Annotated in this window: 23 protein-coding genes; 10 read left to right on the top strand and 13 right to left on the bottom strand. The window is 72.4% G+C overall.

Annotated features, from left to right (window positions below):
• The first annotated feature begins 40 nt into the window (after window positions 1–40).
• From gcvP to IEZ24_RS11205, 5 genes are all read left to right on the top strand, one after another.
• The gene (gcvP, locus tag IEZ24_RS11185; protein WP_129454091.1) at window positions 41–2,875 is read left to right on the top strand and encodes an aminomethyl-transferring glycine dehydrogenase; all 2,835 of its coding nucleotides are present in this window, start codon (window positions 41–43) and stop codon (window positions 2,873–2,875) included.
• Window positions 2,876–2,917: 42 nt separating this feature from the next.
• Entirely contained in the window at window positions 2,918–4,204 is a 1,287-nt protein-coding gene (locus IEZ24_RS11190; RefSeq protein ID WP_129454032.1) for a serine hydrolase domain-containing protein, read from the top strand.
• Between the two features lie 93 nt (window positions 4,205–4,297).
• A complete protein-coding gene (locus IEZ24_RS11195; protein ID WP_129454031.1) occupies window positions 4,298–5,512 on the top strand; it encodes an SPFH domain-containing protein in 1,215 nt (404 codons plus the stop codon).
• 29 nt (window positions 5,513–5,541) lie between these two features.
• The gene (locus tag IEZ24_RS11200) at window positions 5,542–6,813 is read left to right on the top strand and encodes a TFIIB-type zinc ribbon-containing protein (protein WP_129454030.1); all 1,272 of its coding nucleotides are present in this window, start codon (window positions 5,542–5,544) and stop codon (window positions 6,811–6,813) included.
• Window positions 6,810–7,097, top strand: a complete 288-nt coding sequence (locus IEZ24_RS11205; protein WP_129454029.1) for a hypothetical protein — start codon at window positions 6,810–6,812, stop codon at window positions 7,095–7,097. Before IEZ24_RS11200 ends, IEZ24_RS11205 begins: the two co-directional genes overlap by 4 nt.
• A 30-nt stretch (window positions 7,098–7,127) precedes the next feature.
• Here the strand turns inward: IEZ24_RS11205 and IEZ24_RS11210 are convergent, their stop codons facing one another.
• The 5 genes from IEZ24_RS11210 to IEZ24_RS11230 all read right to left on the bottom strand — a co-directional run bounded on the left by IEZ24_RS11210 (window position 7,128) and on the right by IEZ24_RS11230 (window position 15,244).
• On the bottom strand, window positions 7,128–8,528 hold the full coding sequence (locus IEZ24_RS11210; protein ID WP_129454028.1) for a metallopeptidase TldD-related protein: 1,401 nt from the start codon (window positions 8,526–8,528) through the stop codon (window positions 7,128–7,130).
• The gene (locus IEZ24_RS11215; protein ID WP_129454027.1) at window positions 8,528–10,048 is read right to left on the bottom strand and encodes a TldD/PmbA family protein; all 1,521 of its coding nucleotides are present in this window, start codon (window positions 10,046–10,048) and stop codon (window positions 8,528–8,530) included. The genes IEZ24_RS11210 and IEZ24_RS11215 overlap by 1 nt, the downstream gene beginning before the upstream one ends.
• Window positions 10,049–10,119: 71 nt before the next feature.
• On the bottom strand, window positions 10,120–13,149 hold the full coding sequence (locus IEZ24_RS11220; RefSeq protein WP_129454026.1) for an AAA family ATPase: 3,030 nt from the start codon (window positions 13,147–13,149) through the stop codon (window positions 10,120–10,122).
• Window positions 13,146–14,336 (bottom strand): exonuclease SbcCD subunit D, encoded by a 1,191-nt coding sequence (locus IEZ24_RS22340; RefSeq protein ID WP_129454025.1) that lies wholly within the window; start codon window positions 14,334–14,336, stop codon window positions 13,146–13,148. Before IEZ24_RS22340 ends, IEZ24_RS11220 begins: the two co-directional genes overlap by 4 nt.
• Before the next feature lie 86 nt (window positions 14,337–14,422).
• A complete protein-coding gene (locus IEZ24_RS11230) occupies window positions 14,423–15,244 on the bottom strand; it encodes a formate dehydrogenase accessory sulfurtransferase FdhD (protein ID WP_129454090.1) in 822 nt (273 codons plus the stop codon).
• Window positions 15,245–15,424: 180 nt separating this feature from the next.
• Between IEZ24_RS11230 and IEZ24_RS11235 the strand changes: the two genes are divergently transcribed.
• Together IEZ24_RS11235 and IEZ24_RS11240 are read left to right on the top strand one after the other, a co-directional pair.
• Window positions 15,425–15,568 (top strand): hypothetical protein, encoded by a 144-nt coding sequence (locus IEZ24_RS11235; RefSeq protein WP_165356007.1) that lies wholly within the window; start codon window positions 15,425–15,427, stop codon window positions 15,566–15,568.
• Between the two features lie 46 nt (window positions 15,569–15,614).
• On the top strand, window positions 15,615–16,061 hold the full coding sequence (locus IEZ24_RS11240) for an OsmC family protein (RefSeq protein ID WP_129454024.1): 447 nt from the start codon (window positions 15,615–15,617) through the stop codon (window positions 16,059–16,061).
• On the opposite strand, the gene IEZ24_RS11245 is transcribed toward IEZ24_RS11240, so the two are convergent.
• Window positions 16,048–16,749, bottom strand: coding sequence for a peptidylprolyl isomerase (locus IEZ24_RS11245; protein ID WP_129454023.1), 702 nt, complete (start codon window positions 16,747–16,749; stop codon window positions 16,048–16,050). The genes IEZ24_RS11240 and IEZ24_RS11245 overlap by 14 nt on opposite strands.
• Before the next feature lie 25 nt (window positions 16,750–16,774).
• The gene (locus IEZ24_RS11250) at window positions 16,775–17,614 is read right to left on the bottom strand and encodes an aldo/keto reductase (protein WP_129454022.1); all 840 of its coding nucleotides are present in this window, start codon (window positions 17,612–17,614) and stop codon (window positions 16,775–16,777) included.
• A 22-nt stretch (window positions 17,615–17,636) separates the two neighbouring features.
• On the opposite strand from IEZ24_RS11250, the gene IEZ24_RS11255 reads away from it, so the two are divergent.
• Window positions 17,637–17,987, top strand: coding sequence for a DNA polymerase ligase N-terminal domain-containing protein (locus tag IEZ24_RS11255; RefSeq protein WP_129454021.1), 351 nt, complete (start codon window positions 17,637–17,639; stop codon window positions 17,985–17,987).
• A 187-nt stretch (window positions 17,988–18,174) separates the two neighbouring features.
• Here the strand turns inward: IEZ24_RS11255 and IEZ24_RS22550 are convergent, their stop codons facing one another.
• The gene (locus IEZ24_RS22550; RefSeq protein ID WP_191192849.1) at window positions 18,175–18,684 is read right to left on the bottom strand and encodes a PaaI family thioesterase; all 510 of its coding nucleotides are present in this window, start codon (window positions 18,682–18,684) and stop codon (window positions 18,175–18,177) included.
• A 67-nt stretch (window positions 18,685–18,751) separates the two neighbouring features.
• On the opposite strand from IEZ24_RS22550, the gene helR reads away from it, so the two are divergent.
• On the top strand, window positions 18,752–20,971 hold the full coding sequence (helR, locus tag IEZ24_RS11265; RefSeq protein ID WP_129454089.1) for an RNA polymerase recycling motor ATPase HelR: 2,220 nt from the start codon (window positions 18,752–18,754) through the stop codon (window positions 20,969–20,971).
• 3 nt (window positions 20,972–20,974) lie between these two features.
• Here helR and IEZ24_RS11270 read toward each other — a convergent pair whose 3' ends face one another.
• Together IEZ24_RS11270 and mmuM are read right to left on the bottom strand one after the other, a co-directional pair.
• Complete coding sequence (locus IEZ24_RS11270) at window positions 20,975–21,325, bottom strand: antibiotic biosynthesis monooxygenase family protein (RefSeq protein ID WP_129454019.1); 351 nt, start codon at window positions 21,323–21,325, stop codon at window positions 20,975–20,977.
• Window positions 21,322–22,224, bottom strand: coding sequence for a homocysteine S-methyltransferase (gene mmuM / locus IEZ24_RS11275; RefSeq protein WP_129454018.1), 903 nt, complete (start codon window positions 22,222–22,224; stop codon window positions 21,322–21,324). The genes IEZ24_RS11270 and mmuM overlap by 4 nt, the downstream gene beginning before the upstream one ends.
• A 43-nt stretch (window positions 22,225–22,267) precedes the next feature.
• On the opposite strand from mmuM, the gene IEZ24_RS11280 reads away from it, so the two are divergent.
• Window positions 22,268–23,059: an Fpg/Nei family DNA glycosylase gene (locus tag IEZ24_RS11280; RefSeq protein WP_129454017.1), complete on the top strand. Its 792-nt coding sequence runs from the start codon at window positions 22,268–22,270 to the stop codon at window positions 23,057–23,059.
• A gap of 4 nt (window positions 23,060–23,063) precedes the next feature.
• On the opposite strand, the gene IEZ24_RS11285 is transcribed toward IEZ24_RS11280, so the two are convergent.
• The 3 genes from IEZ24_RS11285 to IEZ24_RS11295 form a co-directional block, all read right to left on the bottom strand.
• Window positions 23,064–23,222: a hypothetical protein gene (locus tag IEZ24_RS11285; RefSeq protein WP_165356005.1), complete on the bottom strand. Its 159-nt coding sequence runs from the start codon at window positions 23,220–23,222 to the stop codon at window positions 23,064–23,066.
• 101 nt (window positions 23,223–23,323) lie between these two features.
• The gene (locus IEZ24_RS11290) at window positions 23,324–24,022 is read right to left on the bottom strand and encodes an alpha/beta fold hydrolase (protein ID WP_129454016.1); all 699 of its coding nucleotides are present in this window, start codon (window positions 24,020–24,022) and stop codon (window positions 23,324–23,326) included.
• Window positions 24,019–26,424 carry an ATP-binding cassette domain-containing protein gene (locus tag IEZ24_RS11295; RefSeq protein WP_129454015.1) on the bottom strand — a complete coding sequence of 802 codons (2,406 nt, stop codon included), beginning with the start codon at window positions 26,422–26,424 and terminating at the stop codon, window positions 24,019–24,021. Before IEZ24_RS11295 ends, IEZ24_RS11290 begins: the two co-directional genes overlap by 4 nt.
• Window positions 26,425–26,436: the final 12 nt, after the last annotated feature.

A 26,436-nucleotide genomic window follows, 5' to 3' on the forward strand; every position in this document is an offset into this window, starting at 1 on the left:
GACGGACATCACCTCGACCGATGTCACCAGCTCCGACGGCCTGGGTGAGTTCGTCGCCCGCCACATCGGCCCGGACGACGCAGAGATCGCGCACATGCTGGAGGCGGTCGGCCACGACTCACTCGAGTCGCTGATGTCCGCCGCGGTGCCCGGCGGGATCCGTACGGCAGCCGGGCTCGACCTGCCCGACCCGCTGGACGAGGAGGCCACCGCACGCGCCCTGCGTACGCTCGCCTCGCAGAACCGACCGGCCGAGGCGATGATCGGCCTGGGCTACCACGCCACGATCACCCCGCCCGTGATCCGCCGCAACGTGCTCGAGGATCCGTCCTGGTACACCGCGTACACGCCCTACCAGCCCGAGATCTCGCAGGGGCGCCTCGAGGCGCTGCTCAACTTCCAGACCGTCGTGGCCGACCTCACCGGCCTGCCGACCGCCAACGCGTCCCTCCTCGACGAGGGGACCGCTGCCGCCGAGGCCATGACGCTCGTACGCCGTGCCCAGCGCAACGCCAGCGGACCGTTCGTCGTCGACGCCGACGCACTCCCTCAGACCATCGACGTGATCCGCACCCGCGCCGAGGGGATGGGCATCGAGGTCGTCGTGGCCGACCTCAGCGAGGGACTGCCCGACGGTGAGCTGTGCGGCGTGCTCGTCCAGTACCCCGGCGCCTCGGGCGCGGTGCTCGACCCGCGGCCGGTCATCGACGCCGTCCACGAGCGCGGTGGGCTCGCGGTCGTCGCCGCCGACATCCTGTCCCTCGCGCTCCTCGAGGCGCCGGGCACCCTCGGCGCGGACGTGGTGGTCGGGTCGTCCCAGCGCTTCGGCGTACCCCTGTTCTACGGCGGTCCGCACGCCGGCTTCATGTCCGTGGCCGCCGGCCTCGAGCGGCACCTGCCCGGACGCCTCGTGGGCGTCTCGGTCGACGCGGAGGGCCGCCCGGCCTACCGGCTGGCGCTCCAGACGCGCGAGCAGCACATCCGCCGCGACAAGGCGACCTCCAACATCTGCACCGCGCAGGTGCTGCTGGCCGTCGTGGCGTCGATGTACGCCGTCTACCACGGGCCCGAGGGGTTGCGCCGGATCGCGCGGCGCACGCACGACCACGCCAACCGGATCGCTGCGTCGCTGCGGGCCGGGGGAGTGGAGGTCGTCAACGACACGTGGTTCGACACCCTGACCGTGACGGTGCCCGGCCGTGCGGGCGAGGTCGTCGCCGCGGCGCGCCAGGTGGGACTGCACCTGCGCCTGATCGACGCCGACCACGTCGGGCTGTCCACCTCGGAGCGCACCAGCCCCTCCACGGTCGCCGCGGTCCTCCGGGCGTTCGGAGTCGCGCCGGCCGACGACGAGACGTCGGGGCTGCCCGACGCGCTGCACCGCACCACCGACTTCCTCACCCACGAGGTGTTCAACTCCCACCGCAGCGAGACCCAGATGCTGCGCTACCTGCACCGGCTGTCGTCGCGCGACTACGCCCTCGACCGCGGCATGATCCCCCTCGGCTCGTGCACGATGAAGCTCAACGCGACGACCGAGATGGAGCCGGTCAGCCTGCCCGGCTTCGCCGACCTCCACCCGTTCGCGCCGGCCCAGGACGCCACCGGCTACCGCGAGCTCGTCGACGACGTCGAGACGTGGCTGGCGGAGGTCACCGGCTACCACAAGGTCTCCGTGCAGCCCAACGCCGGCTCGCAGGGCGAGCTCGCCGGGCTGCTGGCCATCCGCGGCTACCACGCTGCCAACCGTTCTGCCGACGGCTCCGAACCGATCCGGGACGTCTGCCTCATCCCGTCGTCGGCCCACGGCACCAATGCCGCCTCGGCCGTGATGGCGGGGATGAAGGTGGTCGTGGTCAAGGCCGCCGACGACGGCTCGGTCGACCTCGACGACCTGCGCGCCAAGTGCGACCAGCACGCGGACACGCTGGCCGCGATCATGGTGACCTACCCCTCGACCCACGGGGCCTACGAGGACACCATCACCGACCTCTGCAAGATCGTCCACGACCACGGCGGTCAGGTCTACGTCGACGGCGCCAACCTCAACGCGCTGCTGGGCTATGCCAAGCCGGGCGAGTTCGGCGGCGACGTCTCCCACCTCAACCTGCACAAGACCTTCTGCATCCCCCACGGCGGCGGCGGTCCGGGCGTGGGTCCCGTGGCCGTACGCGCCCACCTCGCGCCCTACCTCCCCTCGCACGGCTGGCACCCCGACGCCGACAAGCGCCAGGGGATCGGTCCCATCAGCGCGGCGCCGTACGGCTCGGCCGGCATCCTGCCGATCACCTGGGCCTACATCCGGATGATGGGCGCCGAGGGCCTGACCCGCGCGACGGCCGTGGCCGTGCTGTCGGCCAACTACATCGCGCACCGGCTCGGCGACCACTTCCCGGTGCTCTACCGCGGTCGCGGGGACCTCGTGGCCCACGAGTGCATCCTCGACCTCCGCGGGATCACCAAGGCCAGCGGCGTCACCGTCGATGACGTCGCCAAGCGACTGGTCGACCACGGCTTCCACGCGCCGACCATGTCGTTCCCGGTCGCCGGGACACTGATGGTCGAGCCGACCGAGTCCGAGGACCTCGCCGAGATCGACCGCTTCTGCGACGCGATGATCGCCATCCGCGAGGAGATCGCGCGGGTCGAGGCGGGGGAGTGGACGCCGGAGGACTCGCCCCTGCGCCACGCACCCCACACCGCCCGCGCGCTCGTCGGCGAGTGGGACCGCCCGTACTCGCGGGAGGTGGCGGTGTTCCCCCGCGGCATCGACCCCGACAAGTACTGGCCGCCGGTGGCGCGGATCGACCAGGCGTACGGCGACCGCAACCTGGTCTGCGCGTGCCCGCCGCCGGAGGCGTTCGCCCAGGAGTGAAGCGGGGTCCGGTCCGGACGGCGGTGCTCTAGGGTCGCTGGCGTGAGTGACCAGCGCCAGCGACTCCTCGACGTCGCCCAGGCCGAGGGCCGGCTGACGTCCGTGGTCGGTGCCGTCTTCGACCGCTACGGCGCAGTGTGGGCCGGGGGCGCGGGCCAGGCCCCGGGGCTCGACGGCCAGTACCGCATCGGCTCGATCACCAAGACGATGACGGCCGTGCTGGTGATGCAGGCGCGCGACGCGGGCCTGCTCGACCTCGACGACCCGCTGTCCGCCCACCTCGGCGACGTCGGCTACGGCGAGGTGAGCATCCGGGAGGCCCTGGCGCACTCGTCGGGCATGCAGAGCGAGCCCCGCGGACCGTGGTGGGAGCGCACCCGCGGCGGCGACTTCGCGTCACTGGTGCGGGCCAACGACGGCAGCGGGCGGGTGGCCGGCGCGGGGGAGTGGTTCCACTACTCCAACCTCGGCTACGGCCTGCTCGGCGAGGTGGTCACCCGCCGGCTCGGAGCACCGTGGCGGCACCTCGTCGCCGAGCGACTGCTGCAGCCGCTCGGGATGCGCGCCACGTCCTACCTGCCCCGTCCCGGGGCGCAGCCGGGGTGGAGCGTCGACCACTTCACCGGGATCCGGGTGCACGAACCCCTGACCGACACCGGGGCGATGGCGCCGGCAGGACAGCTCTGGTCGACGCTGGCGGACCTCGTCACCTGGGGGCAGGTCCTCGGCGGCGCACGGTCCGACGTGCTGTCACCGGCCACGCTGGAGGAGATGCAGCGACCGGTCATGCCCGACTACGGCCTCGGCCTGATGCTCGGCATCCACCCGGGTGGCCGGCTGGTCGGCCACAACGGTTCGATGCCCGGGTTCCTCGCCGCCCTGCACGTCGACCCCGGCAGCGGGATCGGTGCGGCGGTGCTCACCAACGCCACCACCGGGATCAACCCGCGCGACCTCGCCGTGTCGCTCATCGAGGGCGACCCCGACGCCGACGACTCCCGGCCCGCACCCTGGCGACCCACCATCGTGCTGCCCCCCGAGGCGTACGGCGTGCCGGGCCTGTGGTTCTGGGGCAACACGGCGTACGACGTGCGCTGGCACAACGAGGGGCTCGAGCTGCGGGCCATGGCGCGGGGCAACGTGGTGACCAACCGCTTCGAGGTCGTCGACGGCGGCCTGGTCGGCACGCTGGGCTACCACCGCGGCGAGCCGCTGCAGGTCGTGCGCCGGCCCGACGGCTCGGTGCACCACCTCGAGTGCGCGACCTTCGTCTACACGCGCACCCCGTACGACCCGGACGTCGACATCCCCGGCGGACACCCCCGCTGACCGCTAGGGTTGCCGCCGTCGGCCCGACGGGAGGGCGCCGACGACGTGCGGGCGAACCCGCCCCGCACCTGGACCCGAGGGATGGGATTCGGCATGGGACTCTTCCAGGCAGTCAGCGGCGCCGTCGGCGGGACGCTCGCGGACCAGTGGCTCGACTTCTTCGGCGTGCCGGACGGGCTCCCTGCCACGGCCGCGCTGTTCCCGGCGGTCCGCAAGGGGGAGAACGCGGGCCGCGGCGCCAACGACAGCGCCTCGGAGGGCGTGATCACCAACGGTTCCAAGATCGTCGTGCCGGAGGGATACGGGCTGGTCCTGATCGAGGACGGCGCCTTCACCGGGTTCGCCGCCCAGCCCGGCGGCTACGTGTGGGACTCCGACGAGGCCTCGTCGCAGTCGGTGTTCACCGGCGGCGGACTGGTCGACGCGATCATCAAGCAGAGCTGGGAGCGCTTCAAGTTCGGCGGCCGGCCCGGGTCGCAGCAGACCGCGGTCTTCGTCGCACTCAAGGAGCTGCCCAACAACAAGTTCGGCACCCAGTCGGAGATCTACTGGGACGACGCGTTCCTCAACACGCAAGTCGGCGCGATCACCCGCGGCACCTACACCCTCAGGATCACCGACCCGCTCACCTTCATCCGCAACTTCGTGTCCGCGAGCGTGATCAGCGGGAAGGGCGTCTTCGACTTCACCGACCTCGACAACCCGGCCGGTGAGCAGCTGTTCAACGAGGTCGTCGGGTCGCTGGCGCCCGCCTTCTCGATGTACACCAACGACCCCGCGAAGGGGAACCGGATCAGCCGGCTCCAGCAGGACTCCGTCGGGTTCGCCCAGTCGCTGTCGGCGGCGGTCGAGGAGAACTACCGCTGGCGCACCGACCGTGGCCTGGAGATCGCCAAGACGGCCATCATCTCCATCGAGTACGACGAGAACACGCGCGAGCTGCTCAAGAACGTCCAGCGCGCCGACGCCCTCTCAGGAAGCCGCGGCAACTCCAACCTCCAGGCGTCCGTCGCCGCCGGCATCGAGGCGGCCGGTGAGAACGCCGGTCCCGGAGGGCTGGTGGGGATGGGCATGGCCACGGGCGGGATGGGGCTCGGCGGGCTCCAGCAGCCGGCCCAGCAGCCGACCCAGCAGCCGACCCAGCAGGCACCTGCCGCCCCGGCCGAGCCGGCAGCCGCTGCTCCTGCCGCTGCTCCTGCTGCCGAGGACCCGGTCGCGGTGCTCACGCGCGCCAAGGAGATGCTCGACGCCGGCCTGATCACCCAGGAGGACTACGACGCGGTGAAGGCCAAGGCGCTGGGCCTCTGAGGGCGCCGGCCCCTGAGAGGACGTCTGGGATGACACAGGACGCCACACCGCCCAGCGAACCCCGCGAGCCGCGCCAGCCGCCGTTCGACGGTCCGCCGCTGTCGCTGGAGGAGGAGCTCGCCGCCGCGCGCGCCGAGCCCGAGCCCGGTCCCGACATCGAGACCGTCAACGAGTCGCTGTCCGACGGGCTCAACCGCTGCCCGAAGTGCGGATCGACGGACGTACGGCTGCGCGGGTCGACCGAGATGCTGATCTGCCTCTTCTGCCGCCACCAGTGGCAGGAGGCGCGCGTCGAGGAGGAGCTCGGCCTCGGGGTGGGGATCGACGACCTCGAGGGGACCGTCGTGGCAGGCGGGGCCGAGGCGATCACCGACGACGACGACGTGATCACGATGACGTGCGGCGGGTGCGGCGCCGATGTCGTGGTCGACACCGCCCACGCGATGAACGCGCGGTGCCACTGGTGCCGGCACACCCTCAACGTCAACCAGCGCACGCCCAACGGGGCAGTGCCCGACGCGGTGCTGCCGTTCCGGCTGACCCGCGACGAGGCGGTGGAGAAGATCCGCGCGTTCGCATCGTCGCGACGCCTGTTCGCGCACCCGCGGTTCAAGAAGGAGTTCGTCCCGGAGAACGTGCTCGGCGTGTACCTGCCCTACCTCGTGATCGACGCCCGCGCGGAGGCGGCGTACGTCGGGCAGGGCGAGGTGCAGACCCGTCGCTGGACGGAGAAGCAGGGCGACAACTCGGTCACCTACTACGCCGCCGACGTCTACCGGGTCGACCGCTCGGTCGCCTTCACGGTCGACGACCTGACGATCGAGGGGGCCCAGGACCGCGCGGACTTCGGCTCGGGCACGACCAACAACATCGTGAACACGATCCTGCCGTTCGACACCAAGAACGCGGTGAGGTGGAACTCCAGCTACCTCGTCGGGTACACCAGCGAGAAACGGGACCTCGACGTCACCGACCTCCAGCCAGTCCTGGAGGACCAGCTGCTCTCCATCGGACGCTCGCAGGTGCACCCGACGCTGGGGGAGTTCGATCGCGGGGTGCGCTGGGAGGCCGAGAAGATCGACGTCGGCGGCTCGAGGTGGGTCGCGATGTACCTGCCCGTGTGGCTCTACTCCTACTACCAGGAGAACACCCGGATGCTGCACTACATCGCGGTCAACGCGCGAACGGGGGAGACGATGGGCAGCGTCCCGGTCTCCCAGCCCCGCCTGATCGCGGCTGCGCTGACGGTCGGCACCTTCCTCGAGGGCATCGCCGGCTACATCCTGGTGGCGACGGCATGATCGAGGTCGTCCTGCACCAGTTCGTCCTGGCCACCTCGGGCGACGACGCGCCGCTGTGGCTGCTCGCCGCGGGCCCGGCCGGCGCGGTCGCGACCTACTGGTCGCTCTACCGCTACTACCGCAACACCGACAAGTCCCACGCCTACGAGCGCGACACCCTGATCACGGCGCAGCCGGTGCAGGGGCACCGCGAGAAGGTGCGCCACATCTCCCGGACCCGCGACTCCGACATCGACGGCGACAACAGCGGCGACCACCGCGTACGCGTGCAGCGGCTCGAGTGACGCCCCGTCGGGATCCGGCCCCGGCCCCGCTCACACGCCCTGCGAGACGCTCGACATGTTGAAGTCGGGGATCCGCAGGGCAGGGGTGGCGGTGCGCGAGAAGTAGTCGTCGCCCCACTCGCGGCTGAAGCTCGGCACCGTGTCGGTGGCGGCGCTGAACCGGTTGAGCAGGTCGATCGGGCTCTCGTTCCAGCGGAAGTTGTTGGCGGCGCCGACGATCTCGCCGTCCTCGACGACGTAGACGCCGTCGCGGGTGAGGCCGGTCAGGAGCATGGTCTGCGGGTCGACCTCGCGGATGTACCACAGGCAGGTCAGCAGCAGGCCGCGCTGCGTGCCGGCGACCAGGTCGTCGACGGTGCCCGCGCCGTCGCCGACCTCGAGGACCAGGTTGTCGATCATCGGGGTGACCGGCTGGCCGGTCATCCGGGCCGAGTGCCGGGTCTGGATGAGCCCGGTGAGGAGGCCGTCGCGGATCCAGTCGGTGCGCTCGAGCGGGAGACCGTTGTCGAAGACCGAGTCGGTGTTGTCGGAGGCGCCGGTGACCACGAAGGGCGCGCACTCGAGACCGGCGTACGCGGGGTCGGAGAAGAGGCTCACGCCTGGCGCGGCGATCTTGTCACCGATCCGGGTGCCGCCTCCGCGGCGGCTGTAGACGGACTCGCCCTCGTGCGCGACGCGGGCGCCGGCGCCCCAGTAGGCGTCGATCATCAGGTCGGCCACCGAGGAGGGCGGCAGGATCGTGTCGTAGCGACCCGCCGGCAGGTCGACCCGCCGCTCGGCCCAGCCCAGCCGCTGCTTGACGGTGGCGGCCATCGCGGCGGCGTCGACGTCGCGGAAGTCGCGCGTCGCCCCGCCCGTCCACGCGCTGCGGGTCAGGGCGTCGTCCTTGCCGGTGCAGGCGTAGTGCCCGGTGGGTTGGACGTGGCGCAGCCGCAGCCCGCGACTGGAGCCGAGGTAGGTCGTGGTCACGTCGTGGTTGACGAAGCCGTAGAGCAGTCGCCGCTCTGCGGTGGCCTCGGCGAAGGCCTCGCCGAGGGCGGGTGCGAAGGCGTCGTAGACACCGATGTCGGTGGTCCCCGGCTCCTCGTCCCAGTCGGACGAGGCCACGTCCGCCACGAGCTCGGCCGCGTCCTCGGCGGGCGACGCGGCACGCGCGGCGGCGTCCGCGGCCTCGACGAGGGCAGTCACCTGCTCGGTGGTCGAGGCACTGCCCGACACCGACCCGGTGGCCGTCCCGCCGTCGACAGCGACGAAGCTGACCACGGTCACCGAGACCTCGGTCATGACTCCGTTGGTGGTGAGGGTGTTGTTGGCCCAGCGCAGGTTCGCGCTGGTGACGTCGCGGACGATGGCGATGCAGTCGTCGGCGGTCGAGGTCGCCAGCGCGTGCTCGACGAGCTGCTGGGCCGTTGTGCGCGGGGTGGTCGTCATCAGCGGCCTGCCTCGTCGATGGTGTTGAGGATGTTGACGCCCCGGAAGAGCGCTGTCGGGCAGCCGTGGCTGACGGCTGCGACCTGGCCCGGCTGGGCCTTGCCGCAGTTGAACGCGCCGCCGAGCAGCCAGGTGTCCTGCCCGCCGACGGCCTCCATCGAGCCCCAGAAGTCGGTCGTGGTGGCCTGGTAGGCCACGTCGCGGAGCATGCCGTCGAGGCGGCCGTCGGTGATCTTGTAGAAGCGCTGCCCGGTGAACTGGAAGTTGAACCTCTGCATGTCGATCGACCACGACTTGTCGCCGACGACGTAGATGCCGCGCTCGACCCTCGAGACCAGGTCGTCGGTGCTCAGCCCGTCGGTGCCGGGCATGAGCGACACGTTGGCCATCCGCTGGATCGGGATGTGGCCGGGGGAGTCGGCGTACGCGCAGCCGTTGGAACGCCCCTCGTTGAGCTCGGGCTTGAGGTGGCCCATCGAGCGGTCGAGCTGGTAGCCGACCAGCACGCCGTCGCGCACGATGTCCCAGGCCTGGGTCTGCACGCCCTCGTCGTCGTAGCCGACGGTGGCCAGGCCGTGCTCCTGGGTGCGGTCGCCGCGGACGTTCATCACCGGAGAGCCGTACTGGAGGGTGCCGAGCTTGTCGTAGGTCGCGAAGGACGTGCCGGCGTAGTTGGCCTCGTAGCCCAGCGCACGGTCGAGCTCGGTCGCGTGACCGATGGACTCGTGGATGGTAAGCCAGAGGTTGGAGGGGTGGACGACGAGGTCGTACGTCCCCGCCTCGACGCTCGGCGCCCGGAGCTTCTCGGCGAGGAGCTCCGGCACCTCCGCGAGCTCGGCGTCCCAGTCCCAGTGGCCGTCGGTGAGGTACTCCCAGCCGCGCCCGACGGGCGGGGCGATGGACGCCATGGAGTCGAAGATGCCGGTCTCCGCGTCCTCGCCGGTGGCCTCGAACCCCGGCTGGAGGCGTACGCGCTGCTGGGTCGTGCGGGTGCCGGAGAGGTCGGCGTAGTACTTGTTCTCCTGGACCTGCTGGAGGAACGCAGTGGCGTGCGCGACGGCGGCCCCGGCGCGCAGGCGCTCGGTCCAGTCGACGAGGAGCGCGGACTTGTCGCGGGTGGGGACCTCGAGCGGGTTGACGTCGTAGCCGGAGACCCAGGTGACGTCGTCGTGGACGGGCTCGGGCGCGAGCTCGACGGGCGTGGTGGTCATCGCGGCGGCCACCTTGGCGACGGCGACAGCCGTCTCGGCCACGCGCCGGGCCTCGTCGTCGGTCAGCACCACGCCGGAGGCGAACCCCCACGCACCTTCGTGGACCACTCGGACCGCGAAACCGAGGTCCTCGGCGTCGCTCGCGGTCTGCAGGACGCCGTCGCGGGCGCCGAGGTACTGGTAGCGGTTGCGCTCGAACCGGAAGTCCGCATGGCCGGCACCGAGCTCCTGGGCCCGCGAGAGGGCCACCTCGCCGAGCCGACGGTGCGGCAGGTCGCTGAAGGTCGGGTCGAGCCCGGGCGCACTCATGGGCACGAACCTAGCCGAGCGTGCACCCGGCGTACGCACGACCTCCCGCGCGTGCGCGCGCTCGGTCCGAACTAGGCGAGGGAGAGGGTCGTGTGGCTGCCGGTGCGCCCCCGGTGCACCCGCAGCTGGGTCGGGATGCGGGTCTGGAGCTCGGGGACGTGGCTGACCACGCCCACGACGCGACCGCCGTCGCGGAGGGTGTCGAGGGTGTCCATGACGCCCTCCAGCGTCTCGGCGTCGAGGGAGCCGAAGCCCTCGTCGACGAACAGGGTCTCGAGGTCGGTCCCGCCGGCCTCGTCGGTGATCACGTCGGCGAGGCCGAGGGCGAGCGCGAGGGACACGACGAACGTCTCGCCGCCCGACAGCGTCGCCGGGTCACGGTTGTCGCCGGTCCAGTCGTCGCGCACGAGCAGGCTCAGGCCACCGCGCGTCTCCCCGGCGCCGCGGCTGCCGGTGTGGACGAGCGAGTAGCGCTGGTCGCTCATCGTGGACAGCCGCAGGTTGGCCGCGTCGACGACCTGTCCGAGGCGGTGGGCGAGGACGTAGGCGGACAGGCGCATCTGGAGGCGGTTGTCGGCGTGCTTGCCCTCGACCATCGCGGCGACGTCGGTGACGAGGTCGAGGTCGGCGAGGACCGGCTCCCAGGCGGCCAGCGCCGACGTCATCTCCTCGGAGAGACCGCGGAGCCGACGACCGCGGTCGCGCAGGCCCATGTCGCGGTGGCGAGCCGCGGCGGCCTGCTCCTTGGCGCGGTGGTGGGCCTGGGCGAGGGCCTCGAGGTCGGGTGGCTCCACGCCGGCGGAGCGGACGAGGTCGTCGTCGGCCAGCAGCTCGCTCACCCGGGCGACCTCGCGCTCGTGGCGTTCGATGGCCTGGAGCAGGCCTGCCAGCTCGTCCTCGGCCAGCCAGGCCGCCGCCGCGGCCGCCGAGGAGTCGAACCCTGCCGTGGCAGCCACCTCGTCGGCCGCCGCCTGCGTGCTGGCCGCGGTGGCGCGGGCGCGCAGCAGGTCGGCGGTGAGGTCGGCGTGGCGCTGGGCGAGGGCCTCGACCTGCTGGTGGTGTGCGGTGAGGGCGTCGAGGTCGGCACCGTCGGCGGCGTCCGCCCCGGAGGGGACGACGGCGGCGATCTGGTCGCGCAGGTCGTCGAGCCGGGACGCGAGCACGGCCGCCTCGGTGTCGTGGCGCACCAGCGCGGCGGACAGCTCCTCGCGCTCGCGCGTCAGGGCGTCCTGCTCCGCCTCGAGCTCGGCGACCCGGGCCGCGTGTGCCCCGACCGTGGCGCCCAGGGTCCGTGCGCGCTCGAGGCGTGCCAGGAGGCCCTCCTCCTCGACGAGGAGGCGCTCGACGGACTCGCCGGACTCCGCGAGCGCGGCGGCGAGGCGGGTCTCGAGTCCGCGGACCTGCTGGGCGTGGGCCTCGACCACGACCTCGAGGTCGTCGGCCTCGCGGCGCGCCTCGCGCTCGGTCGCGTCGTCGGGCGCGCCGGGCGCGGGCGAGGCGGGGGAGGGGTGCTCGGCCGAGCCGCACACCGGGCAGCAGGCACCCACGGCGAGCTTGAGGGCGATCTCGGCGGCCATCCCGTCGAGCCTTTGCTCGCGGATCTCGACCAGCGTCTCCCTCGCCAGCAGTCGCGCCGCGGTCGCCTCGGCGAGCGACTGCTGGGCGGAGTCGAGCTGCGAGGTCAGGGTCTCGGCGGTGCGCGCGGCACGGATCCGGACGTGGAGGACCTCGAGGTCGCGCGCGAGGGCGTCGGTCGCCGCGACTGCTTCGCGGGCGGCCTCGAGGGCCGGCGCGAGCTCGGCGAGCTCGTGGGGCACGGCGACCGCGCGGTCGTCGACCCGCCGCAGCTCGTCGTCGGTCGCGGCACGGGCCCGCGTCGTACGGGCGAGCTGCCGGTGGAGGTCGAGGGCCTGTCGCTGGAGGGGCCGGACCCGGGCGATGTCGGTGAGCGCGCGGGTGGCCGTGCGTCCGAGCTCGGCGACGGCCTGTGCGTCCTGCGGGGGGTCGTCGAGCAGGTCGACCAGGGTCGCGAGCGCCGCCGCGCAGTCGCGCTCGAGCCCGACCACGTCGGCGCGGGACTGGGCGGCGAGCTCGTGCAAGGACAGCACCGCGGTGGCTCGTCGGGCCTTGTCGGCGCGGCGCTTGCGGCTGGCGTGCTCCTGCGCGGCCGCCTCGATCGCCGCCCACGCTCGGCGGGCGGCCGCATGGGTGGCGCGCAGCCCGGCGAGCTCGATCCCGGCGGCGCTCGCCTCGGCCGCCGCGACCTCCGCTGCGGCTGCCGCCTCGACGACGACGGCCTGCTCCACCGACGCGGCCACGGCCGCCTCGGTGAGCCCGGCGAGCCACGCGTCGAGGGAGCGCGGGTCGCCCGGCCAGTCCTCGGGGGCGACGTCGCCACCGACCTCGCTGATGCGGCTGACGAGGTCGGCGACGGTGGCGCGGTGCTCCTCGGAGGTCCGACGCAGCTCGACGCGGCGATCGCGCAGCCACCGCTCGGTGCGGTCGAACCGACCTGTCTGGAACACCTGTTGGAGCAGGGCGTGCCGCTCCTCGGAGCGAGCCCGGAGGAAGGCCTGGAACCGCCCCTGCGGGAGCATCGCCACCTGGCAGAACTGCGGGAGCGTCATCCCGACCAGTCGGGTCACGAGGTGGCCGGTCTCGTCGAGGCGGGTGCTGAGCGGCTGCCAGGCGCCCTCCTCAGTGTCGTCGCCGTCGACGGCCCCGGGCCCGCGCTCGGCGCGATGCTCGGAGATCACCACGCGAGCCTGCTCGGTGGTGGTGCCGGTGCCGCGCTTCTTGGGGCGGACCCACGCCGGCGAGCGGTCGATCCGGAACCGGCGGCCCGACAGGGTCACCTCGAGCACGACCCGAGGGACGACGTCGGGCGCAGCGTGGTCGGAGCGGAGCCGCTTGGCCACGGCGCGGTCGCCGGGGACGTCGCCGTAGAGGGCGAAGCACACCGCGTCGAGGACGCTGGACTTCCCGGCGCCCGTCGGTCCGCTCAGGAGGAACAGCCCTGCGTCGGACAACGTGTCGAAGTCGATGGAGACGGGGTCGGCGAAGGGACCGAAGGCGACGATCTCGAGGTGGTGCAGCCTCATGACGCACCTCCGGTGCGACCGGAGGCGGCGGTCGCGCGGACGGCGACATCCTGCTCGGGGTCGTGGCAGCAGGCGTCGATGGCTTCCTGGAGCAGTGCGGACTCGGCCTTGGTCGCCTTCGAGCCACGGACGTGGCGGACGAAGTCGAGGGCGATCGCGTGGTCGCTGGTGCCGGCAGCGGGACGGGCGGGGACCTGGCCGTCGGCGGCGACGCTCGGGAACTGCAGGACGAGGGTGTGGGGGAAGCGTCGGCGCAATTGCTCCATCGCGCGGGCCGGTCGCCGGCTGTCGGTGAGGGTGACCTGCACCCAGTCGTCCTCGTGCTCGGTGAGGGACGCGTCGGACAGCAGTCCCTTGAGGGTGCCGGTCAGTCGCGTGAGGCGCCGGGGGACCGGTGCGTCGACCCAGGTCGCCGAGGCGAAGCCCGCGGCGTCGAGGTCGACCAGCCACGACCCCTTGACCTGGTCGGCCTCGGAGAAGGAGTAGGCCAGGGGCGAGCCGGAGTAGCGCAGGCCGTCGGCCAGCACGTGGCGGCCGTGCAGGTGCCCGAGGGCGGTGTAGTCGATGCCGTCGAAGACACTGGTCGCCACGCGCGAGACCCCGCCGACGCTGATGTCGCGCTCGGACTCCGACGGCGTGGCGCCGGCGACGAACGCGTGGGCGAGCACGACCGAGCGGGTCGATGCGGGACGGGCGGCGAGGTCCGTACGCACGCGGGTCATGGCCTCCGACAACGCAGCCTCGTGACTGCGAGCCCCCAGCGCCCACGGCCCGAGGAGCGCGGACGGGTCGAGGTAGGGGAGGGCGTGGAACGCGACGTCGCCGTGCCGGTCGGAGAGCACCACCGGGGTGCCCACCGAGGAAGGATCGGTCCGCACGAAGACGCCTGCCGCGTCCATCAGGCGCGAGCCGAAGCCGAGGCGCTGGGCGCTGTCGTGGTTGCCGCTGCTGACGACGACCTGGGCGCGGGAGGCGGCCAGTCGGGCGAACGTCTCGTCGGCGAGCGCGACCGCGTCGACGTGGGGGAGCGCGCGGTCGTAGACGTCGCCCGAGACCGCGACGACGTCGACCTCCTCCGCGGCGACGACCTCGAGGAGGTGGTCGACGAACGCGGCCTGGTGCCCGAGCAGGTCCTCGCGGTGGAAGGACCTCCCCAGGTGCCAGTCAGAGGTGTGGAGGATGCGCACGGGTCGACCGTAGATCGCGGCACCGACAGAGCCGGGCCACCACGCCGCCCGGGTGGATCAAGCCCCGGTCAAACCTCGGTCAAGGCTCAGGTGTAGTTCACCGAACGACCCGCCGAGGTGAAGCCCCAGAGGTGGATGCCGGCCTCGCCGGCGAGCTGCGCGGCGAGGCTGGTCGGCGCCCCGACCGCGACGATCGCCCCGATGCCGCTCGCGGCGGCCTTCTGCACCAGCTCGAAGCCGACGCGGCCGCTCAGCACGAGGCACGCCGCCGCGGGCGACTCGCCCGCCAGCACCCGGGACCCCACGACCTTGTCGACGGCGTTGTGGCGTCCGACGTCCTCGCGCACGACGAGGATGGTCCCGTCGGCGTCGGCCAGCCCGGCTGCGTGGACGCCGCCGGTCCGCGCGAAGAGGACCTGGCGCTCGCGCAGTGCCTCCGGCAGGCGGCGTACGACCTCGGCGTCGGGGCGCCTGCCGGACCACGGGGGAGCGGTGCGGGTGGCGAGGGCGTCGGCGACGCTGTCCTTGCCGCACACGCCGCACGCGGAGGAGCCGGCGGACGCGGCGACGTGCCGATGGGGCAGGTCGGTGCCGGCGGCGAGGGACACCGTGACGACGTTGAGCTCCTGGTCGGGTGTCAGGTCGGCGTCGGTACAGTAGGCGACCTGGGTGACCGCGTCGGGTGCGGCGAGTCCCTCGTTGACCAGCCAGCCCGCGGCGAGCTCGAAGTCGTGTCCCGGGGTGCGCATCGTGACCCAGGCCCGGCGCGGCTCGAGCCGACCGGCCCGGACGCGGATCTCCAGCGGCTCCTCGGTGACGAGTCGGTCCTCGCGGGCCACCTCGGAGTCGACGGTGTGCTCGACGACGCGGGTGCGGACCGAGGGTCCGGGCCGTCGTGCTCGTTGCATCGTCACCTGACGACCCTAGCCCTGCGGGCCACGCGACGGGTGGGCGAGATCACCCCGTCGCTGATGCACGGGGCGCAGTGTGGGCTCCCTAGGATGTAAGAGTCGCTCTCGGGCGGCTACATCTTACATTCCCTGCTCGCCACGCGAGGGCCGGACGCCCTCGGAAGGACAGACCTCCACATGAACCCGCAGCTGCACCTCGCCATCAGCCTCGTCGACGCGCGAGCACGGTCGACCGAGGACCGGGCGCTCCTGCGCGACGTGGAGATCGCCCGCCGCGAGGAGCGTCGCGCCCGTCGCGCATCGCGTCGCGCCACCCGCTGACCCTCGCGCGGGCCGGGCGGCGTACCGCTCTGGCAGGGTGGTCGTCATGACGGACGAGACCCACGACGAGAACCTCCGCAGCGTCGAGATCGCCCGGATCGGGCCGGCCCGGTTCAAGGCGACCAACGCCCGCGGCGGCGAGACCTTCTTCGGCACCGGGGGAGAGGACCCCGACTTCACGCCGGTCGAGCTGCTGCTGGCGGCCATCGCGGGCTGCAGCGCGCTCGACGTGGAGGCGATCACGCACAAGCGCACGTCGAGCACGACGTTCGACGTGCACGCCGAGGGACGCAAGGTCCGCGACGAGCAGGGCAACCACCTGACCGGACTGCGGGTGTCGTTCGACGTCGCCTTCCCGGAGGGACCTGACGGCGATGCGGCTCGTGACCGGCTCCAGGCGGCGGTCGAGATGTCGCGCGACCGCCTCTGCACCGTCTCCCGGACGGTGCAGCTGGGGGAGGACGTGGTGTACGAGCCGGTCAGCCGATCGTGACCTGCTCGATGGTCACGTCCTTGTTGGGCGCACCGCCGCCGGCCGGGTGGGCGTTGTCGTTGCCCTCGGCAGCGATGGCGTCGATGACCTCGAGGCCGGCCTCGTCGATCGTGCCGAACACGGTGTAGCTCGGCGGGAACTGCGAGTCGCGGAAGACCAGGAAGAACTGCGAGCCGTTGGTGTCGGGACCGGCGTTGGCCATGGCGAGCGTGCCGGCCGGGTAGGTCTCGTCACCGCTGAGCTCGTCGGCGAAGGAGTAGCCGGCCCCGCCCGAGCCGGTGCCGGTCGGGTCGCCGCACTGGAGGATGCCGAAGCCCTCCTGGTCGCCGATGCGCGGGCACGGGGTGTCGTCGTAGAAGCCCTGCTCGGCCAGCGAGGCGAACGAGTTCACGGTGCACGGCGTCGTGGCGGCGTCGAGGGTGATGCCGATGTCGCCGAAGTTGGTGGTGATCGTGGCCGAGATCGTGCCCTCGGCCGTGGCCTCGGTGTCGGGTGCGTCGACGTCCCTGGCCGGCTCCTGGCCGTCCGACGGGTACTCGCAGGTCGTGGTCTCGCCCGCCGCCGCCGAGTCCTCCGAGGTCTCGGCGGAGGGGTCCGTCGCGGTGTCCGGGCCGTCGGACTCGTTGCCGCAGGCGGACAGGGCGAGCACGGACAGGCAGGCGGCCACAGTGGCCAGTCGCTTCAGCATGCCGGTGATGGTAGCCAGCGCCGGGTCACATCTCCTCGTGGGTGTCGGGGTCGCCACCGAACAGGCGCCCGTCGGGCTCGGCGAGCCCGGACACGGCAGCCATCTCGGCGTCGGTGAGCTCGAAGCCGAAGACGTCGAGGTTCTGCCGCTGCCGCTCGGGGTCCGCGGACTTGGGGATGGGCAGCGAGCCGAGCTGCACGTGCCAGCGCAGGATGACCTGGCCGGGGGAGACGCCGTGCGCGTCGGCGGCTGCCGTGACGGCGTCCTCGTCGAGCGGTGCGCGCCGCTTGCCCATCGGGCTCCAGGCCTCGGTGCGGATGCCGAGGCGCTCGTGCACCCGGCGCAGCTCGTCCTGCGGGAACCGGGGGTGCAGCTCGACCTGGTTGACGGCCGGCGCGACGCCGGTGTCGTCGATGATGCGGGCGAGGTGCTCCTCGGTGAAGTTGGAGACCCCGATCGAGCGGACGAGCCCGTCCTTCTGGAGCTGCACCAGCGCGCGCCACGCCTCGACGTACTTCCCCTGGCTCGGGTTGGGCCAGTGGATGAGGTGCAGGTCGGTCTGCTCGACGCCCAGCCGCTGCAGCGACTCACGCACGGACGCGATCGCGTCGTCGTACGCGTGGTGCCGGCCGGGGATCTTGCTGGCTACGAGGACCTCCTCGCGGGGCAGGGCTGAGCGACGGATCGCCTCGCCGACCTCGAACTCGTTCTGGTAGTTCACCGCGGTGTCGATGAGGCGGTAGCCCGCCTCGAGGGCGGAGACGATGGCGCTCGTGCCGGCCTCGCCACGCAGGGGATAGGTGCCAAAGCCGATCGCCGGGAGGGTCGTGCCGTCGTTGAGGTCGTAGGTCGGGATGTCAGCCATGGGTCCAACGTACGGTGAGGACATGCCGCGGTTCGTGCTCCATGACCACCGCAAGCCCCGGCCGCACTTCGACCTGCGGCTCGAGGAGGACGGCGTCCTGCGCAGCTGGGCGGTGCCCAAGGGCCTGCCGGACGACCCGGCGCACGACAGGCTCGCGGTGGCCGTCGACGACCACGACCTCGACCACGTCGACTTCGAGGACGAGCACAAGACGGTCGCCGACACCGGCACCTGGGAGGAACACGACCGGGACGGGCGTCGGCTGGTCTTCTCGCTCCACGGTCGCGCCGGCGTACGTCGCTATGCGCTGATCGACACCGGGGACGGGCAGTGGTTGCTGCACCTCACCAAGGAACAGCCGCAGGGGAGCTGATCCTCCTCCGATCCAGCCATAGTGACATAATGTCAGTTATCGGCGATATGGCGACGCCTGAAGAACCCCTCTCGGGGACGCTAGGGCGAGATCGTGGAGCTTCCAGGTCATCTGGTGACTCGGATGCTCCACGATGGCGAACCAGTGCAACCACTCATTCGTGTTCGTCGCGGGAACGTCTGGGCGCTCACGCGAACTTGCCGTACTTCTTGTGCATCGCCTGCTTGCTGACGCCCAGCATGGTGCCGATCTCGGCCCACGAGAACCCGTGGATCCGGGCCCGGCGCACCGCGACGGCCTCTGCCGCCGCCAGGTCGTGCTTGGCGCGGGCGATACGCATCAGCTCCTTGCCCGTCGCCAGCGCGTCCGAACGAACGCGAGCGACCTCCGCGTCGGCCAGGGACGCGGTGGCGCGTACGACGCCCAGTGCCGGTCGGCGGAACCGGATCGTCGACTCCTTGACGAGCGGGACGAACCCGGCGAGCTCCCCGTCAAGGTCGAAGGTGGCCAGCGCGAGGACGCCGCCGAGCATCTCAGCGAGGCTGTAGAGCGACCCGGCGTAGGTGGCCCCGAAGTGGTTGACGTTGGGCTCGGGAGGCAGCTCCGCGACCGCGTGACCCGATGTGGCCTCGAGCACCCGAACGCCCATCGCGTCGAGGATCGGGACGGAGGAGGCGAACTGCGCGGCTTCCTCCACTCTCAACGTATAGGCCATCGGGGGGCTTGCCGCAAGGCCCCGGTCAGCGCTCACACTTCACGGCGTGATGCCGCAGGACACCCAGCCGGACACCGCTCCGTTCGCCCTCCCCGCCACCCTCTCCGCCAAGAACGACCCCGCCCTGGTCGACGCCGACCGCGATCACTTCAGGGCCATCGGTGCGAGCCTCGAGCACGCCGTCGCCGAGCTCGAGGCGAGCCTGGCCGAGACCAGGCGGACGACCGCCCGCCACGGCACGGCCGCCCTCGAGCGCGACCAGGAGGTGCACCGGCTGTCCGCTCGCCTGCGCGCGCTGCGTCGCTACGACCTCGACCTGTGCCTCGGCCGGATCGTGCGCGCCGACCGCGACGAGCCGACGTACATCGGCCGCTTCGGGCTCGCCGCACCGGACGGCCGCCGCCTGCTCGTCGACTGGCGCTCGCCGGCCGCCGAGCCCTTCTTCGCCGCCACCCACGCTCATCCCCAAGGCCTGGTCAGCCGCAGACGCTACCGCTGGGTCAACGGCCGGATCGTGGACTACTGGGACGAGGCGTTCACCGACGAGGCGCTGAGCCACACGGCGGCGCTCGACGACCAGTCGGCGTTCATCGCGACGCTCGGCGGGAGCCGTACGCCCCGCATGCGCGACGTGCTCGGCACGATCCAGGCCGACCAGGACGCCATCGTCCGCGCCGGCTCGACCGGTGCGCTCGTCGTCGACGGTGGTCCCGGGACGGGCAAGACGGTCGTCGCGCTGCACCGCACGGCCTACCTGCTCTACGCCGACCCGCGGCTGGGCCACCGGCGCGGCGGCGTGCTGTTCGTCGGACCGCACGAGCCCTACCTCGCCTACGTCGGCGACGTGCTGCCGAGCCTCGGTGAGGAAGGGGTGCGGACCTGCACGGTGCGTGACCTCGTTCCCGAGTCGCCGGGTGCCCGGGCCGAGGACGACGACCGCGTGGCCGCGCTCAAGGCCGACCTGCGGATGGTGGCGGCGATCGAGCCGGCGGTGGCGATCTACGAGGAGCCGCCCACCGGGTCGTACCTCGTCGAGACGCCATGGGCGGACGTCCCGATCACGGCGGCCGAGTGGGCCGAGGCCTTCGACTCCCCCGACCCCGGCACTCCGCACAACCTCGCCCGCGACGACGTCTGGGACGCGGTCCTGACGATCCTGCTCGACAAGGCTGCCGACGTCGTCGAGGACATCTCCCCCGACCAGCTCCGCAGCGTGCTCGACCGGCACGCAGGGCTGCGCGACACCTTCGACCGGGCGTGGCCGCTGATCGAGCACACCGACCTCGTCGGAGACCTCTGGACGGTCCCCGCCTACCTCCGCCACTGCGCCCCGTGGCTGGAGCCCGACGACGTGCGCGCGCTCCGGCGCGACGACCCCGACGCGTGGACGTACGCCGACCTGCCGCTGCTCGACGCCGCGCGGCTGCGCTTGGGCGACCCGGAGGACTCGCGTCGCAGGCGGCGTACGGCGGCCGCCGAGGCCCGTGAGCGCGCCCGGATGGGCGAGGTGATCGACGACCTGCGGACCACGGCCCGCGAGAGCGGGGCCGACGAGTTCGGGGACGGGCTGGTGTCGATGCTGGTGCACGACGACCTGCAGGCGGCACTGGTCGACGCGGGTGCCCTGCCGACGTCGGACACCGACGGGCTGGCGGGTCCGTTCGCGCACGTCGTCGTCGACGAGGCCCAGGAGCTCACCGACGCGGAGTGGCAGATGCTCCTGCGACGCTGCCCGTCGCGCAGCTTCACGATCGTCGGCGACCGGGCACAGGCGCGCCACGGCTTCACCGAGTCGTGGACCGAGCGGCTGGCGCGCGTCGGGCTGCCGGACGCGACCGTCGCTCCCCTGACGATCAACTACCGCACACCCGCGGAGGTGATGGCCGAGGCCGAGCCGGTGATCCGCGCGGCGCTGCCCGGTGCCAATGTGCCGACCTCGGTCCGGGAGAGCGGGATCCCCGTGCTCCGCTCCCCCGTGGCCGATCTCGAGGTCGTCCTGCGGTCCTGGCTCGACGAGCACGCCGAGGGGACGGCGGTGGTCGTCGGGCAGCGTGACGGGCGCCGGGGCGCTCTCCTCGACCAGCGTGACCTCGACCAGCACGGCCTCGACCGCGTCCGGTGGTTGACGCCGGAGCACGTGAAGGGGCTCGAGTTCGACCTCGTCGTGCTCGTCGACCCCGACTCGTGGGGCGACGGGATCACCGGAGCCGTCGACCGCTACGTGGCGATGACGCGCGCCACGCAGCGCCTCGTCGTCCTCACCGGTTGAGCGTCACGACGTGGCGTCGGGCCGCGCGAACGTGCTGGCGTACGACGTGGTGCCGACCGCGATGGAGTACTCGGTGTAGTAGTCGGAGATGCCGTGGCGCTGGGCCTCGCGGTGGCGCGGGTGGTCACGCCAGGCGCGGTGGGCGTCCGCATCGGCGAAGGTCACGATCGTGGCGCGCTCGCCGTCGTCGGCGACGAACGTCTTGGTCTCGACGAAGCCCGGCATCGACCGCGCCAGCTCCGACACGACCTCGAGCTCCACGGCGTACGCCTCCCGCGCGGGCTCGCGCAGCCGGTTGCGGAAGACCGTGACCACCTGGCCGACGAGGGGCCGGGCGGGTTCGGGATCGGTCACGCGTCGAGTGTGGCACGCAGCGACGCGATGTCGTCGGTGCCGACCCGGCAGCAACCGCCGACCAGGCGTGCGCCCGCTGAGACCCACGCTGACACCTCGTCGGCGTCGAACGCGGAGGCGCCCTCCCACGACCGCGTCACGGCGTTCCAGGACTGCCCGGAGTTGGGATAGACGACGGCCGGTCCGTAGGTCCCGGCCTGGGGGACGGCCGCACCTGCGTCGGCAGGGGTCGTGCAGTTGACCCCCACGGCGATCACCTCGGAGACGTCGGCCGCCATCGCGAAGGCCTCCTCGAGCGGCTCGCCGGCCCGCGTGCGGCCGTCCGCGGCGGACAGCGACAGCCACGCGGGCACGCCGCTGCCGTCGAGCTCGGCCAGCACGGCCTCGACCTCGGCCAGGCACGGGATCGTCTCGACGGCGAGCACCTCCGCACCGGCCCCCACGGTGGTGGCCAGGACGTCGAGGCGCGGTCGGTGGAAGGCACGCAGTCCCGCGACGTCGAGGCCGTAGTCGCCGCGGTACTCCGAGCCGTCGGCCAGCACCGCGCCGTACGGACCGACCGAGGCCGCCACCCAGCCGCCGGGCGCGACGGCGTCGCGGGCCGCCGCGGCCAGCTCGACGCCGCGCCGCAGCAGCGCCTCGACCTCGTCGCGGCCCACGCCGGCGGCGCCGAAGCCCTCGAAGGACACCTGGTAGGACGCGGTGGTCGCCACCTCGGCGCCGGCGGCGAAGAACTCACGGTGGGCGGCCTCGATCGCGCGCGGGTCGTCGCGCAGCAGGCGGGCCGACCACAGGTGGCTCGACAGGTCGTGGCCGTGCTGCTCCAGCAGCGTGGCCAGCCCGCCGTCGAGGACGACGGGACGTTCGGCGAGGACGGAACGAAGGTCGGTGCGGCCCATGCAGAGATGCTCGCAGGTTGGAGCCGTCGGCGACGATCGGGGCGTGCCAGAGGGACACACCATCCACCGACTCGCCCGTCGTCACGCCCGCCTGCTCGCCGGTCAGCGGGTGACCGCGGACAGCCCGCAGGGCCGCTTCGAGGACGGCGCGCGCGTCCTCGACGGTCGGGTGCTCGGTGCGACCGACGCGTGGGGCAAGCACCTCTTCCACCGCTACGACGACCTGTGGCTGCACGTGCACCTCGGGCTCTACGGCAAGTTCCGCGACGGCGTCCTGCCCGCTCCTCCACCGCGTGGAGCCCTCCGCCTGCGTCTGCTCGGGGAGGGCCACTGGTTCGAGCTGCGCGGGCCGACGGCCTGCGAGGTCCTCACCGACGCCGAGCGCGCGGCGGTGCTGGCGCGGCTCGGGCCAGACCCGCTCCGCCGCCGGCCCGACGCCGAGGCCTTCGTGGCCCGGGTGCTGCGCAGCAGGGCACCGATCGCCACCCTGCTGATGGACCAGTCCGTGGTGGCGGGGGTCGGCAACGTCTATCGCGCCGAGGTGCTGTTCCGGCAGCGGCTCGACCCCCACCGACCGGGGCGTGAGCACGTCGCCGCCCAGCTTCGAGCCGTGTGGGACGACCTCGTCCTGCTCCTGCGTGCCGGCGTGCGCGCCGGCCGCATCGTCACCACGTACGCCGAGGACCGCGAGCGCCCTTCCGGCAGGCCGCGACGGGTCGACGCCCACTACGTCTACGGCCGCGCCGCGCTCCCGTGCCGGCTCTGCGGCACCCCCGTCCAGGACGCGCTGGTCGCCGCCAGGCGGCTGTTCTGGTGCCCCGTCTGCCAGGGCTGACCGCTCACGCCGGCGGCTTGAACCGGCTCACGTCTGCGCGCGACCTCTCGACCAGGTCGTAGCCGCAGTACTCGCAGTACGACTCCGGGACGCACGCCTTGCCGCACTCCGGGCGCCTCGCCACGGAACGTCGGCGTCCGAAGAGCCATCGCGGAAGCCTCATGGTGGGTCACCTCCTGTCTCGGCACCAGTCCACGCCTCGAGGCGAGGGGTGTCCAGAGCCATAGGTCCCCTGCGTCGGGGAGCCCTGCGACCGGGGCCCGGTCAGGGCAACGCCAGGACGGCGGTGGGGTCCTCGACGTGCGCGTTGTGGCCGAGGCCGGTCAGCGTGACCGGGTCGGGCACCAGCGCGGCGAGGTCGTCGTGCGACACCATCGGGTCGTGCTCGCCGCGGGCGAGGACCACCGGGCAGGAGACGGAGGCCAGGAGCCCGACCATGTCGGGGACGCCGACGCCGAAGGTGCGGGGGTCCTGGGCCAGTCGCCACCCGCTCCCCTCCCCCTCGGCCTCCCGGTCCACGACGGCGTCGTCGAGCATCGGGTCGGCGGCGTCCACGAGCCCCGCCAGCCCCGAGACCCGAAGGAACCGGTCGACGGCTTCGGTCCTGGAGTCGTACGTCGCCGCCGGCCGTGCCGCCATCGCCTGCGCGCGGGCGGCGTCCTCCGGGGGCCAGGAGACCTTGACCCCGACCGCGACGACCCGCTCCACCCGTCTGGGGGCGAGGCGCGCGAGCTCCAGCGCGACGACGCCGCCCATGGAGTGGCCGAGCACCGGCACGGGTGCCTCGAATCGCTCGAGCAGCGGGAGCACCGCCGCGGCGTGCGCCGCGAAGGAGTACGTCGTCGTCCAGGCGGCGGTGCCGTGCCCGGGCAGGTCGGGTGCCAGCGCGGGCCCGTCATACGCCCCGGTCAGTCCGCGCCAGACGCCGCCGGTGGCGCCGAGGCCGTGCAGGAGCAGCATCATGCGCCGACGTAGGCGGCGAGGTGCCGGGCGGTCAGCGTCGGCTCGTCGGCCGCGACCATCTCGGCCGGCGGGCCCTGGAAGACGACCGTGCCGCCGTCGTGCCCGGCACCGGGGCCGAGGTCGATGATCCAGTCCGCGTGCGCCATCACCGCCTGGTGGTGCTCGATGACGATCACCGACTTGCCGGAGTCGACGAGGCGGTCGAGCAGGCCGAGCAGGTTCTCGACGTCGGCGAGGTGGAGGCCGGTGGTGGGCTCGTCGAGGATGTAGACGTCGCCCTTCTCCCCCATCTGTGTGGCGAGCTTGAGCCGCTGGCGCTCGCCGCCCGAGAGGGTGGTCAGGGGCTGGCCGAGCGAGAGGTAGCCGAGGCCGACGTCGGCGAGCCGCTCGAGGATCTTGACCGCGGCCGGGATCCTCGCCTCGCCCTCGCCGAAGTGGGCGAGGGCCTCGACCACCGACATCTCGTGCACCTCGGCGATGTCCTTGCCGCCGAGGGTGTGCTCGAGGACCTCCGCCCTGAACCGGCGGCCCTCGCACTCCTCGCAGGGCGACTCGACGGTCGCCATCGGTCCGAGCTCGGTGAAGATCACGCCTGCGCCGTTGCACGTCGGGCACGCGCCCTCGGAGTTGGAGCTGAAGAGCGCCGGCTTGACGCCGTTGGCCTTGGCGAAGGCCTTGCGGATCGGCTCGAGGAGACCGGTGTAGGTCGACGGGTTGCTGCGGCGCGAGCCCTTGATCGCGCCCTGGTCGATCACGATGACCTCGTCACGGCCCGCCAGCGAGCCGTGGATCAACGAGCTCTTGCCGGAGCCCGCCACCCCGGTGACGACGGTCAGCAGCCCGAGCGGCACGTCGACGTCGACGTCCTTGAGGTTGTGCGTCGAGGCACCGCGCACCTCCATCACACCTGTCGCACTGCGTACGGACTCCTTGAGGCGCGCGCGGTCGTCGAGGTGTTTGCCGGTGACGGTGCCGCTCGAGCGCAGACCGTCGACGTCGCCCTCGAAGCAGATCTCGCCGCCCGCGGCGCCGGCGGCGGGGCCGATGTCGACGACGTGGTCCGCGATCTGGATCGTCTCGGGCTTGTGCTCGACGACGAGCACGGTGTTGCCCTTGTCGCGCAGCTGGAGGAGCAGGTTGTTCATCCGCTCGATGTCGTGCGGGTGCAGGCCGATCGTGGGCTCGTCGAAGACGTAGGTCACGTCGGTCAGCGAGGACCCGAGGTGGCGGATCATCTTGGTGCGCTGCGCCTCGCCGCCGGACAGGGTGCCGGCCGGCCGGTCCAGCGACAGGTAGCCCAGGCCGATCTCGGAGAACGAGTCGAGCAGGTGCTGGAGTCCCTTCAGCAGGGGCGCGACGGAGGGCTCCTCCAGCTCGCGCACCCAGTCGGCGAGGTCGCTGATCTGCATCTCGCAGAGGTCGGCGATCGACTTGCCCTTGATCCGCGAGGAGCGGGCCTCGGGCGTGAGCCGCGTGCCCTCGCAGTCGGGGCAGGTCTGGAACGTCACCGCCCGCTCGACGAAGCGCCGGATGTGCGGCTGCATCGCCTCGGGGTCCTTGGACAGCATGGACTTCTGGATCTGCGGGATGATGCCGTTGAAGGTCAGGTTGACGCCCTCGACCTTGATCTTGGTGGGCTCGGCCCACAGCATCGTCTCGAGCTGCTTCTTGGTGAAGGACCTGATCGGCTTGTCCATCGGCAGGCCCATGCCCTCGAACAGCCGCCCGTACCACCCGTCCATCGAGTAGCCGGGCACCGTCAGCGCACCCTCGGACAGCGACTTGTCCTCGTCGTAGAGCGCCGTGCGGTCGATGTCGTTGACCTTGCCCATGCCCTCGCAGCGCGGGCACATCCCGCCGAGGTAGACCTCCTGCTTGGCGATCCGGCGCTCGGTCCGGCCGCCCTTCTCGGTGGTCATCATCCCGCTCGCCTTGCGGGTCGGGACGTTGAAGGAGTACGCCGTGGGCGGCCCGACGTACGGGTCCCCGAGCCGGCTGAAGAGGATCCGCAGCAACGAGTTGGCGTCGGTGGCGGTGCCGACGGTCGAGCGCGGGTTCGCTCCCATCCGCTCCTGGTCGACGATGATCGCCGTCGTCAGCCCCTCGAGGTGGTCCACGTCCGGCCGCGACAGGGTGGGCATGAAGCCCTGGACGAACGCGCTGTAGGTCTCGTTGATCATCCGCTGCGACTCGGCGGCGATCGTCGCGAAGACCAGCGAGCTCTTGCCGGACCCCGACACTCCCGTGAAGACGGTCAGGCGCCGCTTGGGCAGCTCCACGCTGACGTTCTTGAGGTTGTTCTCGCGAGCACCCTCGACCCGGATCAGCGCGTGGTCGTCGGCGGGGTGTCCCGTGGTGGTGGTGCTGCTGCTCGTCGTGCTGCTCGTCGTGCTGGTCGCCATGCTGCGTCTCCT

It is taken from the genome of Nocardioides ganghwensis (genome assembly GCF_014779655.1).
Taxonomy (GTDB): Bacteria; Actinomycetota; Actinomycetes; order Propionibacteriales; family Nocardioidaceae; genus Nocardioides; species Nocardioides ganghwensis.